General features: G+C 62.1%; 13 protein-coding genes. 1 reads left to right on the forward strand and 12 read right to left on the reverse strand.

Translation table 11 applies throughout. From position 1 onward, the window contains the following. Position 1: 1 nt before the first annotated feature. The 5 genes from ureC to SB772_RS29640 form a co-directional block, all read right to left on the reverse strand. Positions 2-1717 (reverse strand): urease subunit alpha, encoded by a 1716-nt coding sequence (ureC, locus tag SB772_RS29620; protein ID WP_410836710.1) that lies wholly within the window; start codon positions 1715-1717, stop codon positions 2-4. Positions 1718-1772: 55 nt separating this feature from the next. Then, a complete protein-coding gene (locus SB772_RS29625; RefSeq protein WP_410836711.1) occupies positions 1773-2078 on the reverse strand; it encodes an urease subunit beta in 306 nt (101 codons plus the stop codon). A 10-nt stretch (positions 2079-2088) separates the two neighbouring features. Continuing rightward, positions 2089-2391 carry an urease subunit gamma gene (gene ureA / locus SB772_RS29630; protein ID WP_054041799.1) on the reverse strand — a complete coding sequence of 101 codons (303 nt, stop codon included), beginning with the start codon at positions 2389-2391 and terminating at the stop codon, positions 2089-2091. Between the two features lie 160 nt (positions 2392-2551). Further along, the gene (locus tag SB772_RS29635; RefSeq protein ID WP_410836712.1) at positions 2552-3355 is read right to left on the reverse strand and encodes a transporter substrate-binding domain-containing protein; all 804 of its coding nucleotides are present in this window, start codon (positions 3353-3355) and stop codon (positions 2552-2554) included. 203 nt (positions 3356-3558) lie between these two features. Further along, positions 3559-4050 carry a hypothetical protein gene (locus SB772_RS29640; RefSeq protein ID WP_410836812.1) on the reverse strand — a complete coding sequence of 164 codons (492 nt, stop codon included), beginning with the start codon at positions 4048-4050 and terminating at the stop codon, positions 3559-3561. On the opposite strand from SB772_RS29640, the gene SB772_RS29645 reads away from it, so the two are divergent. After that, positions 4030-4077, forward strand: coding sequence for a hypothetical protein (locus tag SB772_RS29645; protein ID WP_410836801.1), 48 nt, complete (start codon positions 4030-4032; stop codon positions 4075-4077). The genes SB772_RS29640 and SB772_RS29645 overlap by 21 nt on opposite strands. A gap of 170 nt (positions 4078-4247) precedes the next feature. On the opposite strand, the gene SB772_RS29650 is transcribed toward SB772_RS29645, so the two are convergent. The 7 genes from SB772_RS29650 to urtB all read right to left on the reverse strand — a co-directional run bounded on the left by SB772_RS29650 (position 4248) and on the right by urtB (position 12655). Further along, positions 4248-4844, reverse strand: coding sequence for a hypothetical protein (locus SB772_RS29650; RefSeq protein ID WP_410836713.1), 597 nt, complete (start codon positions 4842-4844; stop codon positions 4248-4250). Then, the gene (locus SB772_RS29655; protein ID WP_410836714.1) at positions 4816-7023 is read right to left on the reverse strand and encodes a filamentous hemagglutinin N-terminal domain-containing protein; all 2208 of its coding nucleotides are present in this window, start codon (positions 7021-7023) and stop codon (positions 4816-4818) included. The genes SB772_RS29650 and SB772_RS29655 overlap by 29 nt, the downstream gene beginning before the upstream one ends. 173 nt (positions 7024-7196) lie before the next feature. Continuing rightward, positions 7197-8090: an urease accessory protein UreD gene (locus tag SB772_RS29660; protein WP_410836802.1), complete on the reverse strand. Its 894-nt coding sequence runs from the start codon at positions 8088-8090 to the stop codon at positions 7197-7199. Positions 8091-8195: 105 nt separating this feature from the next. After that, positions 8196-8888, reverse strand: a complete 693-nt coding sequence (urtE, locus tag SB772_RS29665; protein ID WP_410836715.1) for an urea ABC transporter ATP-binding subunit UrtE — start codon at positions 8886-8888, stop codon at positions 8196-8198. 97 nt (positions 8889-8985) lie between these two features. Beyond that, positions 8986-9849, reverse strand: coding sequence for an urea ABC transporter ATP-binding protein UrtD (gene urtD, locus SB772_RS29670; protein ID WP_410836716.1), 864 nt, complete (start codon positions 9847-9849; stop codon positions 8986-8988). After that, positions 9846-11030, reverse strand: coding sequence for an urea ABC transporter permease subunit UrtC (urtC, locus tag SB772_RS29675; protein ID WP_410836803.1), 1185 nt, complete (start codon positions 11028-11030; stop codon positions 9846-9848). The genes urtD and urtC overlap by 4 nt, the downstream gene beginning before the upstream one ends. After that, positions 11030-12655, reverse strand: a complete 1626-nt coding sequence (urtB, locus tag SB772_RS29680) for an urea ABC transporter permease subunit UrtB (protein ID WP_410836717.1) — start codon at positions 12653-12655, stop codon at positions 11030-11032. The genes urtC and urtB overlap by 1 nt, the downstream gene beginning before the upstream one ends. Positions 12656-12663: the final 8 nt, after the last annotated feature.

A 12663-nucleotide genomic window follows, 5' to 3' on the forward strand; every position in this document is an offset into this window, starting at 1 on the left:
TTTAGAACAGGAAGTAGCGTTGCGCCATCGGCAGCACCGTCGCGGGTTCGCAGGTCAGCAACTGACCGTCGGCGATCACCTGATACGTTTCCGGATCGACGCTGATCGCCGGGCGCCACGCGTTATGAATCATGTCGGCCTTCGTGATGTTGCGGCAGTTCTTCACCGCAACGATACGCTTATTCAGGCCGTAGCGTTCGCCGACGCCCGCATCGGCGGCCATCTGCGAGACGAAGGTCAGCGATGTACGGCCCAACGCCCCGCCGCGCGTCGCGAACATCTCGCGATAATGCACCGGCTGCGGCGTCGGAATCGACGCGTTCGGGTCGCCCATCTGCGCCATCGCGATCATGCCGCCCTTCAGAATCAGCGACGGCTTGATGCCGAAAAACGCCGGCTCCCAGAACACCAGGTCGGCCCACTTGCCCGGCTCGATCGAGCCGACTTCATGCGAAATGCCGTGCGTGATCGCCGGGTTGATCGTGTACTTCGCGACATAACGCTTCGCGCGGAAATTGTCGTGGCGCGCGTTGTCCGCATTGTCTTCAGGCAGCGCGCCGCGTTGCACCTTCATCTTGTGCGCGGTTTGCCACGTGCGGATGATCACTTCGCCGACACGGCCCATCGCCTGCGAGTCCGACGACAGCATCGACAGCGCGCCGAGGTCGTGCAGGATATCTTCGGCCGCGATGGTCTCGCGGCGGATGCGCGATTCGGCGAACGCAATGTCTTCCGCGATCGACGGGTCCAGGTGATGGCAGACCATCAGCATGTCGAGATGTTCGTCGAGCGTGTTGACGGTGTACGGGCGCGTCGGATTGGTGGACGAGGGCAGCACGTTCGCTTCGCCGCACACCTTGATGATGTCCGGGGCATGGCCGCCGCCCGCGCCTTCCGTGTGATACGTGTGGATCGTGCGGCCCTTGAACGCGGCAACCGTCGCTTCGACGAAACCCGCTTCGTTCAACGTATCCGTGTGAATCGCGACCTGCGTGTCGGTGTCGTCGGCGACAGAGAGACAATTGTCGATGGCGGCGGGCGTCGTGCCCCAGTCTTCGTGCAGCTTCAGACCGATCGCGCCCGCCGCGATCTGCTCCAAAGCGGGCTGCGGCTGGCTCACGTTGCCCTTGCCGAGGAAGCCGAGATTCATCGGATAACCATCGGCCGCTTGCAGCATCCGTTCGAGATGCCACGGACCCGGCGTGCAGGTCGTCGCGTTCGTGCCTGTGGCTGGACCGGTGCCGCCGCCGAGCATCGTCGTCACGCCGCTCGCGAGTGCTTCTTCGATCTGCTGCGGGCTGATGAAGTGAATGTGCGTATCGATGCCGCCCGCCGTCACGATCAACCCTTCGCCGGCGATCACTTCGGTGGACGCGCCGATCGCGATCGTCACGTTCGGCTGGATGTCCGGGTTGCCGGCTTTGCCGATCGCGGCGATGCGGCCGTTCTTGACGCCGATGTCGGCTTTGACGATGCCCCAGTGATCGAGAATCACCGCGTTCGTGACGACGGTATCGACCACCTCGGCGTGCACGCGCTGCGACTGGCCCATGCCGTCGCGAATCACTTTGCCGCCGCCGAATTTCACTTCTTCGCCGTAGGTCGTGAAGTCGCGCTCGACTTCGATCAGCAGTTCGGTATCGGCGAGGCGCACGCGGTCGCCGGTGGTGGGGCCGAACATTTCCGCGTATGCGCGGCGGCCAATGCGTAATGTCATGGTGTGGGTCCGGGAAAGAGCAGGGCGGTCGAAGCAGGTGCGCGTGAGTGACGCGTCAAAGCTTGCCCATTACCTTGCCGTTGAAGCCGTAGACGACGCGCTCGCCCGCCAGTTCGACCAGTTCGACGGTGCGTTCCTGGCCGGGCTCGAAGCGCACGGCGGTGCCTGCCGCGATGTTCAGCCGGAAGCCGCGTGCTGCTTCGCGATCGAACGACAGGGCCGCGTTCACTTCGTGGAAATGATAGTGCGAGCCGATCTGCACCGGCCGGTCGCCGGTATTCGATACGACCACCGTGACGGTGGCGCGGCCCGCGTTGAGTTCGTGTTCGCCGTCGTCGACGAGGAGTTCGCCGGGAATCATGGGGCCTGCCTTACGGGATCGGATGGTGAACGGTGACGAGCTTGGTGCCGTCGGGGAAGGTGGCTTCGACCTGGATGTCAGGGATCATCTCGGGCACGCCTTCCATCACGTCGGCGCGCGTCAGCAGCGTGGTGCCGTAGTGCATGACCTCGGCGACGGTTTTGCCGTCGCGGGCGGCTTCCATCAGCGCGGCGGTGATGAAGGCGATCGCCTCCGGATAATTCAGTTTGAGACCGCGCGCGCGGCGCCGTTCGGCGAGCAGCGCGGCGGTGAAAATCAGCAGCTTGTCCTTCTCGCGAGGTGTCAGCTTCATCGATTATGTGCTTAGGGTTGCGCCTGTCCCGAGGGGCAGGCGGCGACAGTGACAGGCGCTGCAAGTCGTGGACGCATTGTGTGCTGCACACGGGATGCGTCCACGACAGGTGCAATGCCGGATTAGCCGACCACGGTATCAAGGCCAGCTAACGATGCGCTTACAGATCTGTCGGCAGTGGTGCGCCGAACCATTTTTTCGACATCGAGTTGAGTGTGCCGTCCTGTTTCGCTTGCGCGATAGCGGCGTTGACCTTCTGCTGCAGGCGGCCTTCGTTCTTGTTCATGCCGACGAAGCACGGCGAGTTCTTGATGACGAACTTCGGTTCCGGACGACGCGGCGGATTCTTCGCGAGGATCGCGGCGGCCACGATGTTACCGGCGGCGATCAACTGCACCTGACCCGAGAGGAACGCGGCGATGGTTGCGTTGTTGTCTTCGAAACGTTTGATGGTGGCGTTTGGCGCCATTTGCGTGAGACCGATTTCCTCGAGTGCGCCGCGCGTGGCGCCGACCGTTTTGCCGGTGAGATCGGCGGGGCTTGCGACCTTGATGTCGGCGGGACCGAACACGCCTTGATAGTACGGCGCATAGGCGGTTGAGAAATCGATGACCTTCTCGCGATCCGGCGTTTTACCGAGCGACGAGATGACCAGATCGACCTTGCCTGTTTGCAGATACGGAATGCGGTTCGCGCTGTTGACCGGCACGAGTTCGAGCTTCACGTTCATCGATTTCGCGAGCAGGGTGGCGGTATCGATGTCATAGCCTTGCGGCTTCATGTCCGCGCCGACCGAGCCGAACGGCGGATAGTCTTCCGGCACGGCGACCTTGAGTACCCCGGCTTTGGCGATGTTATCGAGCGTATCCGCGTGAGCGGCGGGTGCGTTGAGTGCGAGAACGGGCGAGAGCAACAGTGCGGCGAGCCAGGCGCGGCGCGCGGGACGGAGGGTCGATCGGGTCATAGTGGTTGAGCGGTGGTGGCGGCGAGCGGTCGGCTGCCGTCAGGACGCGGCAGCATCGTGGGAGGTTTTGAAGCAAGGTTTGTGCCATGGCGGTGCGGTGGGGAGTAGCCGGGAGGGAGACGGGGCTCGCACCGCAGTGGGGCGTTTTTGTGCCTTATTGTGGTGCGCGTGCGGGCTTGCGACGGTGAAACCCACTCACCCCATCACTCAGCGAGTGTCGGGCGATTCAGAACACACCGGAAATCGCGCCATGACGTGCACTTGAGGAAGGGCCTGCCACAGACAGCACGCAGGAACACGGCAAACATTCCGCCTTTCCGTGGATGAAGATCACCGATACGCTGCTCGAACAGGCAGGCTTCCTGCCCGGACAGCAGGTCATGTTCAGCGTCGATCACCGCTGCGGCCACATCACCATCATCCCGGACTATGACTACAGGGTCGCCGGCCGGTACATGATCGCGCCAGAGGCCGACGCCATGCTTCAAAGACGCAGCAAACGCAACTGAACAACCCACAAACAACAAACCCGGCCAGCGCCGGGTTTGTTGCTTTAACGGAAGAAGATATTTTTCAGCACCACATACACAATAAAACCCATCATCGCAGTGAAGACGCACCACCAGATAATTTTCTGGATGCGTGAACAGGCCGGCTTCCCACCCGGCCAGCGCGTGAGGATCGAGGTCCAGCACGGCAGGCTCGTCATCACGCCGGATTGAACTACTCCGCAAACAACAACCCCGGCCGCGGCCGGGGTTGTTGTTTTAACGGAAGAAGATGTTTTTGAATACCACGTACACGATAAAACTCATCATCGCCGTGAAGACGCACCACCAGACGATTTTCTGGGCTCGCGTCTTTGGAGTCTGTCCTGGGAAGCTTGGCATAGTTACCACCTGATCCCTGTTTTGCCCTGATCCACTGTGTAGCCCATACCGGTACTCGCTGGATTGTTTGATTTTCCAACGTTCACACCAACGCCCGCGCCGACAGTTGTTGCAGTTCCATTACCAGGCGAATAAACAACGCCGCCGCCCACAGCACCAAATGCCGCGGTTCCATTACCCGCATATCCGGACAAGAAATTATTCGTCTGACCCGGCCTAACTGTCGCTTGATTTAGCCAGCCGAATTGAACACTCGCCGCAGCGTTAACTGTGTTTGGTAACGCCATATTTACACCGTAACCGAAGAATGAATTCCCGTCCCGCGAGAATGTGCCCCACGCACTGCCCACGAAGTAATCAATCTGGAAGTTCACGAAGTCCGGCGCTCTCACCAGTCCCGTATTGGAACCCGTTGTCGTGGCCTGATAGGTCATTCCGTTCGGGGCGCTCCTGCCGTTCGTATTGCTCGCGATGAACGCCTGAAGATCTGGATCACCCGCCGGCAGACTCTGCGCCCATACCTGCTGTCCTGCCTGATTGATGCCGTAGGGCTGCCAGTCCGTGCCGTCGTTAGGCTGTGCTCCCACTGCTACCTGCATGCTGGATCGCGCCGCTGTCGTTGGTCAGCGTGTGCGCCGATACGTTCAGGTTCGATGCATTGCTGGCGATCGTGCCGCCGGTATTGTCCAGCGCGCCGCCTGCGATAATCGTCTGGCCGGACTGCGAGAACTGGCGGATCGTGCCGCCACGGTTCACCAGATCGCCGGTCGTTCTCACGCTCACCTGGTCGCCGTCAATGTCGCCACTGCTGTTCTCGAGCGAGGCAGCCGACACCGCTGTTGCTGCGCCTGTCAGCGTGCCGCGCTGGTTGCTGAGCGCACCAGCCACCGTCGTGGTGAGGCTGCCGCCCGCGCTGACGCTGCCGTCGTGATTGTCGAAGGTCTGCGCACGCACGCTCGCATCGCCCTGCGCCGTGAGCTGGCCCTGGTTCGACAGGATTCCAGCCCCAACATCGAGCCCGCCGTTCGAACCGACCACGCCACCGGTTTCTCCGGTCGCGGTGGTGCCGGTGGCATTGACGAGCGCGCCCGTCGTGACAACCGAAAGGCCATCGCCGTTCAGCGAGACGATACGGCCCGCCGTATTGTCCAGCGAGGCACCCTTCACGCTCTCGCGACCGGCCGCCTGTATCACGCCCTGGCGATTGTTGATTGCGCCATCCGAGCCCGCGTCAAGCGTGGACTGCGAAACGATCTGGCCTCCTGCATTGGAAACACTGGCCCCGGTCAGTTGCATCGCCCCCTGGCTCGACAGGTTGCCGCCATCGTTGACAAGCGCGCTACTCGCGTTCGCTGTCAGCGTGCCGCCTGCGCCCGTCGTCGCATAGGCGAGATTCATGTTCCCGCTTCCCGCGGTGAGCGCCACATTGCCGCGCGCCTGCGTCTGGCTGCCGGCGAGGTCCAGCGCCGCGCCCGAAAGCGTGGCGTTGCCGCCTGCCACGTTGTTGCCGTGCGCCGATAGCACATCGTCAGCCGTGAGGTTCAGGTCGCCCGCCTGCGCGAGCGAGCCGTCACTGTTCATCCCGGCGCCGAGCGTGCCGGTTGACGCCACGCTGGCTGCGTGGCCCGTCAGGTGCTGCTGCGCGGCGAGCGTGCCGCTGTTACTAAGGTCCCCTGCGGTGGTGGCCGCTAGCGACTGCTGGGCGTACGTCGTGCCGCTGTTCGTGATGCCCTCACGGGCCTGCACGGTCAGGTTGCCGCTCGCGCTCGTGCTGCCAGCCAGTACCACCCGCCCATCCGCGAGCAGTTCGAGATCGCCCGCCTGCGCGGCGATCACGCCACGGGTCGAAACGCCGACGCCAAACTCATTTGAGGCCAGGCGTATGCGATTTGCATACATTCCGCCCAGCTGGCTCACGTCAATCGATGCGTCCGGCGCGGGTCCGTCGCCTGCGATCGGCGTTGCGTTGAGCGTGTCATGGTTGACGCTGTTTGCGCCCGCCACTACATTGAGGGCGTTTCCGGCGTAGATCGCCGCATTGACCTGCACCGCGCGAGCGAGCAGGTCAACCTGATCGACGGTCGAACCGTCCAGCCCCGCACCTTGCACGGTGATGTTGCCACCCGTCACATTCAAACCCACGAGCGAACCATCGGGGGCGAAGTTCGGCGTGCCCGTCGTCAGGATGGCGCGCGAGGTATTCAGAAAGCCGCCACCATTGACCGAAATGCCAGAGCCGTTGGCAATCACAACCTCGGCGCGTCGCCCCGCAACTTCGAGATAGCCGTTGATCTGGCTCGCTGCGCTGCTGTTGACCTGGTTGACGATGATGCGCGCGGACTCGCCCGCCCCGAAATTCGGGTTGCCGTTGATCTGCCCAGCCTGCTGCGTGCTGACAATCGTCGGCGAGTTGTTCAGGATTGCGCCGTTTTTCTGGACATCGAACTGTCCGTACGTATTCAGCGAAACGCCAGCCCCGGACGGTCTTGAAATGTTGACCTGCGGGATGCCATTTTGTGTCTGGATCACGGACGGCGCATTGGCACCGCCCGCCACGATCTGCGCATGAACCGACATGGCGCCGCCCAGCACGAACACGCCGAAGGCGGCGTGACGCAGCGTGAACTGGGTTGTGGCCCGATCGCCGGATGAGACGGCCGGCGCTGCGCCCGTTGTCTCTCCCTGACGGGTCTTGCCGGCACCGCTCGCCGTCTCTTCCACAGCGACGAGCATGTTCCGGAACCGGCTGAAGACCAGCCGGTAAGCTCGATTGTTCATTTTTTTCTCAGCTATTTGTAATAGCTGAGAAATCTAGCTGAAAGCAATGTCTCAAAAATGGTAAGGATTGCAAAAGTGATGCGCTCGCACGACGTTTTGCAAAAATCGGATTTTTCTCATTGCGGCGGTGCATTCATCACCGTTGCAATCAATGCATGGTCGCGGCGCGCAGATCAAGTCGACCAGATCCGCAGCGGCACCGCCTCGACCCCATGCACGACGGGCCGCAGCTGCAACCAGCACTGAGTCAAAGCCCGCTGCAGCGTTTCCATAGACCGGGAAACAGCCCGCACAATCAAAACCCCGGAAGTGACACAAGAAGCCGCCGCCCGCAGCGCATCGTCGAACGGCAACTGGGCAGTCAGCTCCTCAGCAAGCGCATCATCACAAGCAGGTCCAACGGCCCACAACGTCCCATACGCAGGAAATCCGGCAAGCCCTTGTGCGGCATACCTTAGCGGATCATCCGCACCAAGACTCGCGCGTTCGAGCCACAACAACTCGCCACTCGCGCCAACGATCCGCGAAACCGCGCGCAACTGCCCATCCGACCACCGTTCACCGGCCGCTTGCCGTCCAAGCTGCGTCGCATCCCACCCAATCGCGGTAGCCCCTTCAGCAAGTGTCAGCGTGAATTCAAGCTGAGCGTTCGCACTATCGAACACGATATTGTTCTGCGGTAGCCAATCGAGCTTCGCATGCTCGCCGACGCGCACGGAAATATTCTGCCGCGCCACGCGTCCATTGGACTTGTACCACTTGGTCGCCCCAGGCGTAGTAATAACGGCATGCGCGCCGTCGCCAACCGCGACATCGATATCCAGCTGATCGCCGCCCGCGATCCCGCCTGGCGGATGCACGATCACCGCATGACAGATCGCATTGCCTTCCGGATAGAGCGGCCGTTGCACGCGCAACGGCCCTTCATGCCGCCGATGCTTGAGCGTGGTCCGCTCGCCATCTTTGACGAAGCCGAGTTCGAGACGTGCGCGCCATTGCGAGTGCGCGGTATTTTGCGCGGCGGAGTGTGCGGTGGCGAGCGTGGCGTGATTTTCGTGAAGCGACATGCGAATGGACGTATAGAGGCCGAGCGTGCTGGCGCGCGTCAAGCAACGGCCGACGCATTGCCGTAGTGATGCGGCGAGAATAGCACGCTGCGGTGACCGTCTTCGTCAGACGGCGATGAGTGCGCGCACCCCATCCGTATCCATGTTAGCGCCTTCGCCGCCCGCGACGATTTCACCGCGGCTCATCACCCAATACCGATCGGCGATTTCCTTGGCGAAATCGTAATACTGTTCGACGAGCAGGACGGTCATGCCCATTTCTTCGACCAGTTGACGCAGTGTGCGACCGATGTCCTGAATGATCGATGGCTGAATACCTTCGGTGGGTTCATCGAGGATGAGCAATTGCGGATCGCTCATGAGGGCTCGGCCGATGGCGAGTTGTTGCTGCTGTCCGCCGGAGAGGTCGCCGCCGCGACGGGTGCGCATGTCTTTTAGTACCGGGAAGAGGTCGTAGATGCGGTCGGGGATTTTTTTGGGGGCTTTTTTGCTGGCGGCGCCTACCAACAGGTTTTCTTCGACAGTCAGCCGTGGGAAGATGTCACGGCCTTGCGGGACGTAGGCCAGGCCTTGCTCTACTCGCGAGTAAGTCGGGAGTTTTGTGATTGGCGTTCCACGCCAGGCGATTGAACCGCTCCTGGTTTGGACGACGCCCATCAGGCATCTTAGAAGCGTGGTTTTGCCTACGCCGTTGCGGCCCAGCAGGACGGTTAGTTTGCCGTCCGGCACGGTCAGTTTCACATCTCGCAGGATGTGGCTGCCGCCGTAGTATTGGTTCAGGTTTTCTACTTCTAACATTTGGACCGTTCCTCTGATTCTGCGAGGCTTTTGCTTTTTTACCTTTGGCAACGCCGTAGGCACACAACCATGCCGCCGCCGATGGCAAAAAACCAGATCACCTCCCCAGGTACGACTCGATAACCGTCTCATCCTTCTTGACTTCCTCAAGCGTGCCGTGAGCAAGAACCCGCCCTTCGGCCATGACGGTAACTTTCCCGGTGTCGCCAGACAGAGCCGCAACAAACTCCATATCGTGCTCCACAACCATCATCGAGCACGTTCCCCGCAATTGATTGAGCAAATTAGCCAACTGCATGGTCTCGTCATCGGTCATCCCCGCCGCAGGCTCATCGAGCAAAAGCAGTGCCGGTTGCTGCATCAGCAACATCCCAATCTCGAGCCGCTGCTTCTGCCCATGCGACAACTCGCCGGCAAGCCGTCGAGCCTCACTCTCAAGTCCAATCAAAGCCAAGGTCTCTTCAATGCGAGCTTGGGCCTCGCGATCCAACCGGGCGCGTAAAGAAGCCCACCAACCCTTGTCAGCCTTCATCGCCAACTCAAGGTTCTCCCACACGGGATGCTGCTCGAACACAGTAGGCTTCTGAAACTTCCGCCCAATTCCCGCACGCGCAATAGAAGGCTCGTTCATCCGCGTCAAATCAATCGACTGCCCCAGGAAAACCTTGCCCGAATCCGGTTCCGTTTTCCCGGTGATGACATCCATCATCGTCGTCTTACCCGCGCCGTTAGGCCCGATGATGCAACGCAATTCACCGGCATCGATCGACAACGTCAGCGCATTCAGCGCGCGAAAACCATCAAAACTGACGGTCACATCCTCGAGGTACAGAATCGTCCCGTGCGAAATATCGATCTCGCCCGGCACCACCGCGTGTCCCATGCTGGCGACGCCGCTCAACGACCGTTCAGCAGGTGCTTCAGGCAAGGCAAGATCGGGAACCATCGGGTTTTCGTTCATGAGCGGTTCCTCTTGCGCGTCACGAGTTCGATCAACCCCATGATGCCGTTCGGCAACAGCAACGGCACCAACACGAAGATCAGGCCAAGAAAGAACAGCCAATACTCGGGGAAGTTCGCCGTAAAAAAGCTCTTCGCGCCATTCACCGCGAACGCGCCGATGATCGGTCCGATCAAGGTGCCGCGTCCGCCCACGGCGACCCAGATCGCCATTTCAATCGAGTTGCCCGGCGACATCTCGCCCGGATTGATGATGCCGACCTGCGGCACATACAAAGCGCCGGCAATCCCGCACAACACGGCGGACACGGTCCACACGAACAGTTTGTACGCCAACGGGCTGTAGCCGAGGAACATCAGGCGCGTTTCACCGTCGCGTACCGCGGTGACCACGCGGCCGAGCTTCGACGTGACGATCGCCCGTGCGCCGATAAACGCGAGAATCAACACGGCAAACGTGATCAGCAGGAGAGCAGTACGAGTGCCCGGATGCGTGATCGGAAAACCCCCGATGCGCTTGAAATCGGTGAAGCCGTTGTTGCCGCCGAAGCCGGTTTCGTTGCGGTAGAACAGCAGCATCGCGGCGAACGTCATGGCCTGCGTGATGATCGACAGATACACGCCCTTCACGCGCGAGCGGAACGTGAAGAAGCCGAACACCCACGCGACCACTGCCGGCACCAGCACCACCAGCAGCAGTGCATACCCGAGATGCTGGGTGCATTGCCAGTACCAGGGCAACTGATGCCAGTCGAGAAACACCATGAAATCCGGCAGATCGCTGCCGTATTTGCCTTCGTGACCGATCGAGCGCATCAGGTACATGCCGATCGCGTAGCCGCCCAATGCAAAGAACAATGCGTGCCCGAGGCTCAGAATGCCGCAGTAACCCCACACGAGATCGAGCGCGAGCGCGGCGATCGCGTAGCACATGAACTTGCCGGTCAGCGTCATCGCGTACGCGGACAGATGGAACGCGCTCGTCTCCGGCACCACCAGCGTGGCGAACGGCACGCCGAGGCCGAACACGATGATCAGCGCGATCAGCGCGAGCCACGCACGCCGCGACAGCAGCGCGGGACGCGGCGGCAAGCCGAGCGCGAAGCCGGATTGCGCCTCGCGTCCGGCGGTCGCGGCCGAGCCCGTTGACGAAACGTGAGCCGGGGTAGTCGCAGACGTCATCATGCCTCCGCGCTACGGCCCTTGAGGGCGAACATGCCCTGCGGACGCTTCTGGATGAACAACACGATCAGGACGAGCACCGCGATCTTCGCGAGCACCGCGCCCCAGAACGGTTCGATCGCTTTGCTGACCAGGCCGAGTCCGAAGCCGCCGATGACCGTGCCGGCCAGTTGTCCGACGCCGCCGAGCACCACCGCCATGAACGAATCGATGATGTAGCTCTGGCCGAGGTCCGGGCCGACATTGCCGATCTGCGACAACGCACAGCCGCCCAAACCGGCAATGCCCGCGCCGAACGCGAACGCATACGAATCGACCCGCGCCGTCTTCACGCCGACGCACGCCGCCATCCGCCGATTCTGTGTGACGGCGCGCACGAAGAGGCCGAGGCGCGTCCTGGTCAGCACGGCCCACGCAATGCCGACGACGATCATCGAAAACGCCAGGATCGCCAGGCGGTTGTACGGCAAGATCAGATTCGGCAACACGGTGACGCCGCCGCTCATCCACGCCGGATTGACCACCTGCACGTTTTGCGCGCCGAACAGCATGCGCGTGGCCTGAATCAGAATCAGGCTGATACCGAAGGTGGTCAGCAGGGTCTCGAGCGGGCGGCCGTACAGATGCTTCAGAACCAGCCGCTCGAGCACGATGCCGACCAGCCCGGCGGCCACGAACGACGCGGGCACCGCGAGCAGCGGATACCAGTCGAACGCGCCGGGTGCGTACCGCTGGAACAGGTTCTGCACGACGTATGTCGCGTACGCGCCGATCATCAGGAATTCGCCGTGCGCCATGTTGATGACGCCGATCAACCCATAGGTAATCGCGAGGCCGAGCGCGGCGAGCAACAGCACGCTGCCGAGCGACAAGCCGGCGAACAGCGTGCCGGCGATCTGGCTGCGGCGCTGGATCGCATCGAGTTCGTCGATGCCGCTTTGCGCGGCGGCGCGTACGCGGTCGTCGGCTTCGTTGAAAGTGCCGTCCGGCTTCTTCGCGACGAGCGGGCGCAGCAACTCGTTCATGTCGAGATCGTGCCGCGCGGCGACGAGTTGCACGGCTTCGAGCCGCCTGGCCGGATCGGCGTCGTGCAAGGCGGTCATCGCCCACAGCGTGTCGAGACGCTTCTTCAGCGCCGGATCGGTTTCCTTCGCACGAGCGGCGTCGACGAGCGGTTTGATCGACGGATCGGGGTTTTGCAACAGCGCGGTAATGGCGGCGGCGCGCGTCGCCGTATCGGGCGAGTCGAGTTGCAGACCCGACAGCGCGCCTGCCACCTTCGAGCGCAGCAGATTGTTCAGCGTGACCGGTTGAGCGTCGCCGGCGGCGACGGTCTTGCCGGTGACGGCATCGCGTGCGGTGTCGCCGTCTTGCAGGAGCACGGCGCCGGCATCGGTGGCGAGCGCACTGTCGTCGGACAGCGCTTTGAGCACCGCGAGCGATGCTTTGTCGTGATTGGCGATCAGCTTGTCGATGGCCGCGGATTTCGCGTCGAAGTCGTCGCCGGCGAGCGGCGCGACATCGGCCGGGCTCAGCGCGAAGGCGGCGAGCGGCGCGCTAGCCAGCAGCACGAGCCCCAGGCTGCCGATGCTGCGCCGTGCGAACTTCAGGAATGAAAACGCCATGGTGGCCT

Origin of the sequence: Paraburkholderia sp. SIMBA_030, from assembly GCF_046535245.1 — a bacterium.
Classification (GTDB): domain Bacteria; phylum Pseudomonadota; class Gammaproteobacteria; order Burkholderiales; family Burkholderiaceae; genus Paraburkholderia.

Coding starts and splice junctions, on each gene's coding strand:
- urtB (WP_410836717.1), bottom strand. CDS start 12,655: ATGGCGTTTTCATTCCTGAAGTTCGCACGGCGCAGCATCGGCAGCCTG.
- ureA (WP_054041799.1), bottom strand. CDS start 2,391: ATGAAGCTGACACCTCGCGAGAAGGACAAGCTGCTGATTTTCACCGCC.
- ureC (WP_410836710.1), bottom strand. CDS start 1,717: ATGACATTACGCATTGGCCGCCGCGCATACGCGGAAATGTTCGGCCCC.
- urtE (WP_410836715.1), bottom strand. CDS start 8,888: ATGTTAGAAGTAGAAAACCTGAACCAATACTACGGCGGCAGCCACATC.
- urtC (WP_410836803.1), bottom strand. CDS start 11,030: ATGACGTCTGCGACTACCCCGGCTCACGTTTCGTCAACGGGCTCGGCC.
- SB772_RS29625 (WP_410836711.1), bottom strand. CDS start 2,078: ATGATTCCCGGCGAACTCCTCGTCGACGACGGCGAACACGAACTCAAC.
- SB772_RS29655 (WP_410836714.1), bottom strand. CDS start 7,023: ATGAACAATCGAGCTTACCGGCTGGTCTTCAGCCGGTTCCGGAACATG.
- SB772_RS29660 (WP_410836802.1), bottom strand. CDS start 8,090: ATGTCGCTTCACGAAAATCACGCCACGCTCGCCACCGCACACTCCGCC.
- urtD (WP_410836716.1), bottom strand. CDS start 9,849: ATGAACGAAAACCCGATGGTTCCCGATCTTGCCTTGCCTGAAGCACCT.
- SB772_RS29650 (WP_410836713.1), bottom strand. CDS start 4,844: ATGCAGGTAGCAGTGGGAGCACAGCCTAACGACGGCACGGACTGGCAG.
- SB772_RS29635 (WP_410836712.1), bottom strand. CDS start 3,355: ATGACCCGATCGACCCTCCGTCCCGCGCGCCGCGCCTGGCTCGCCGCA.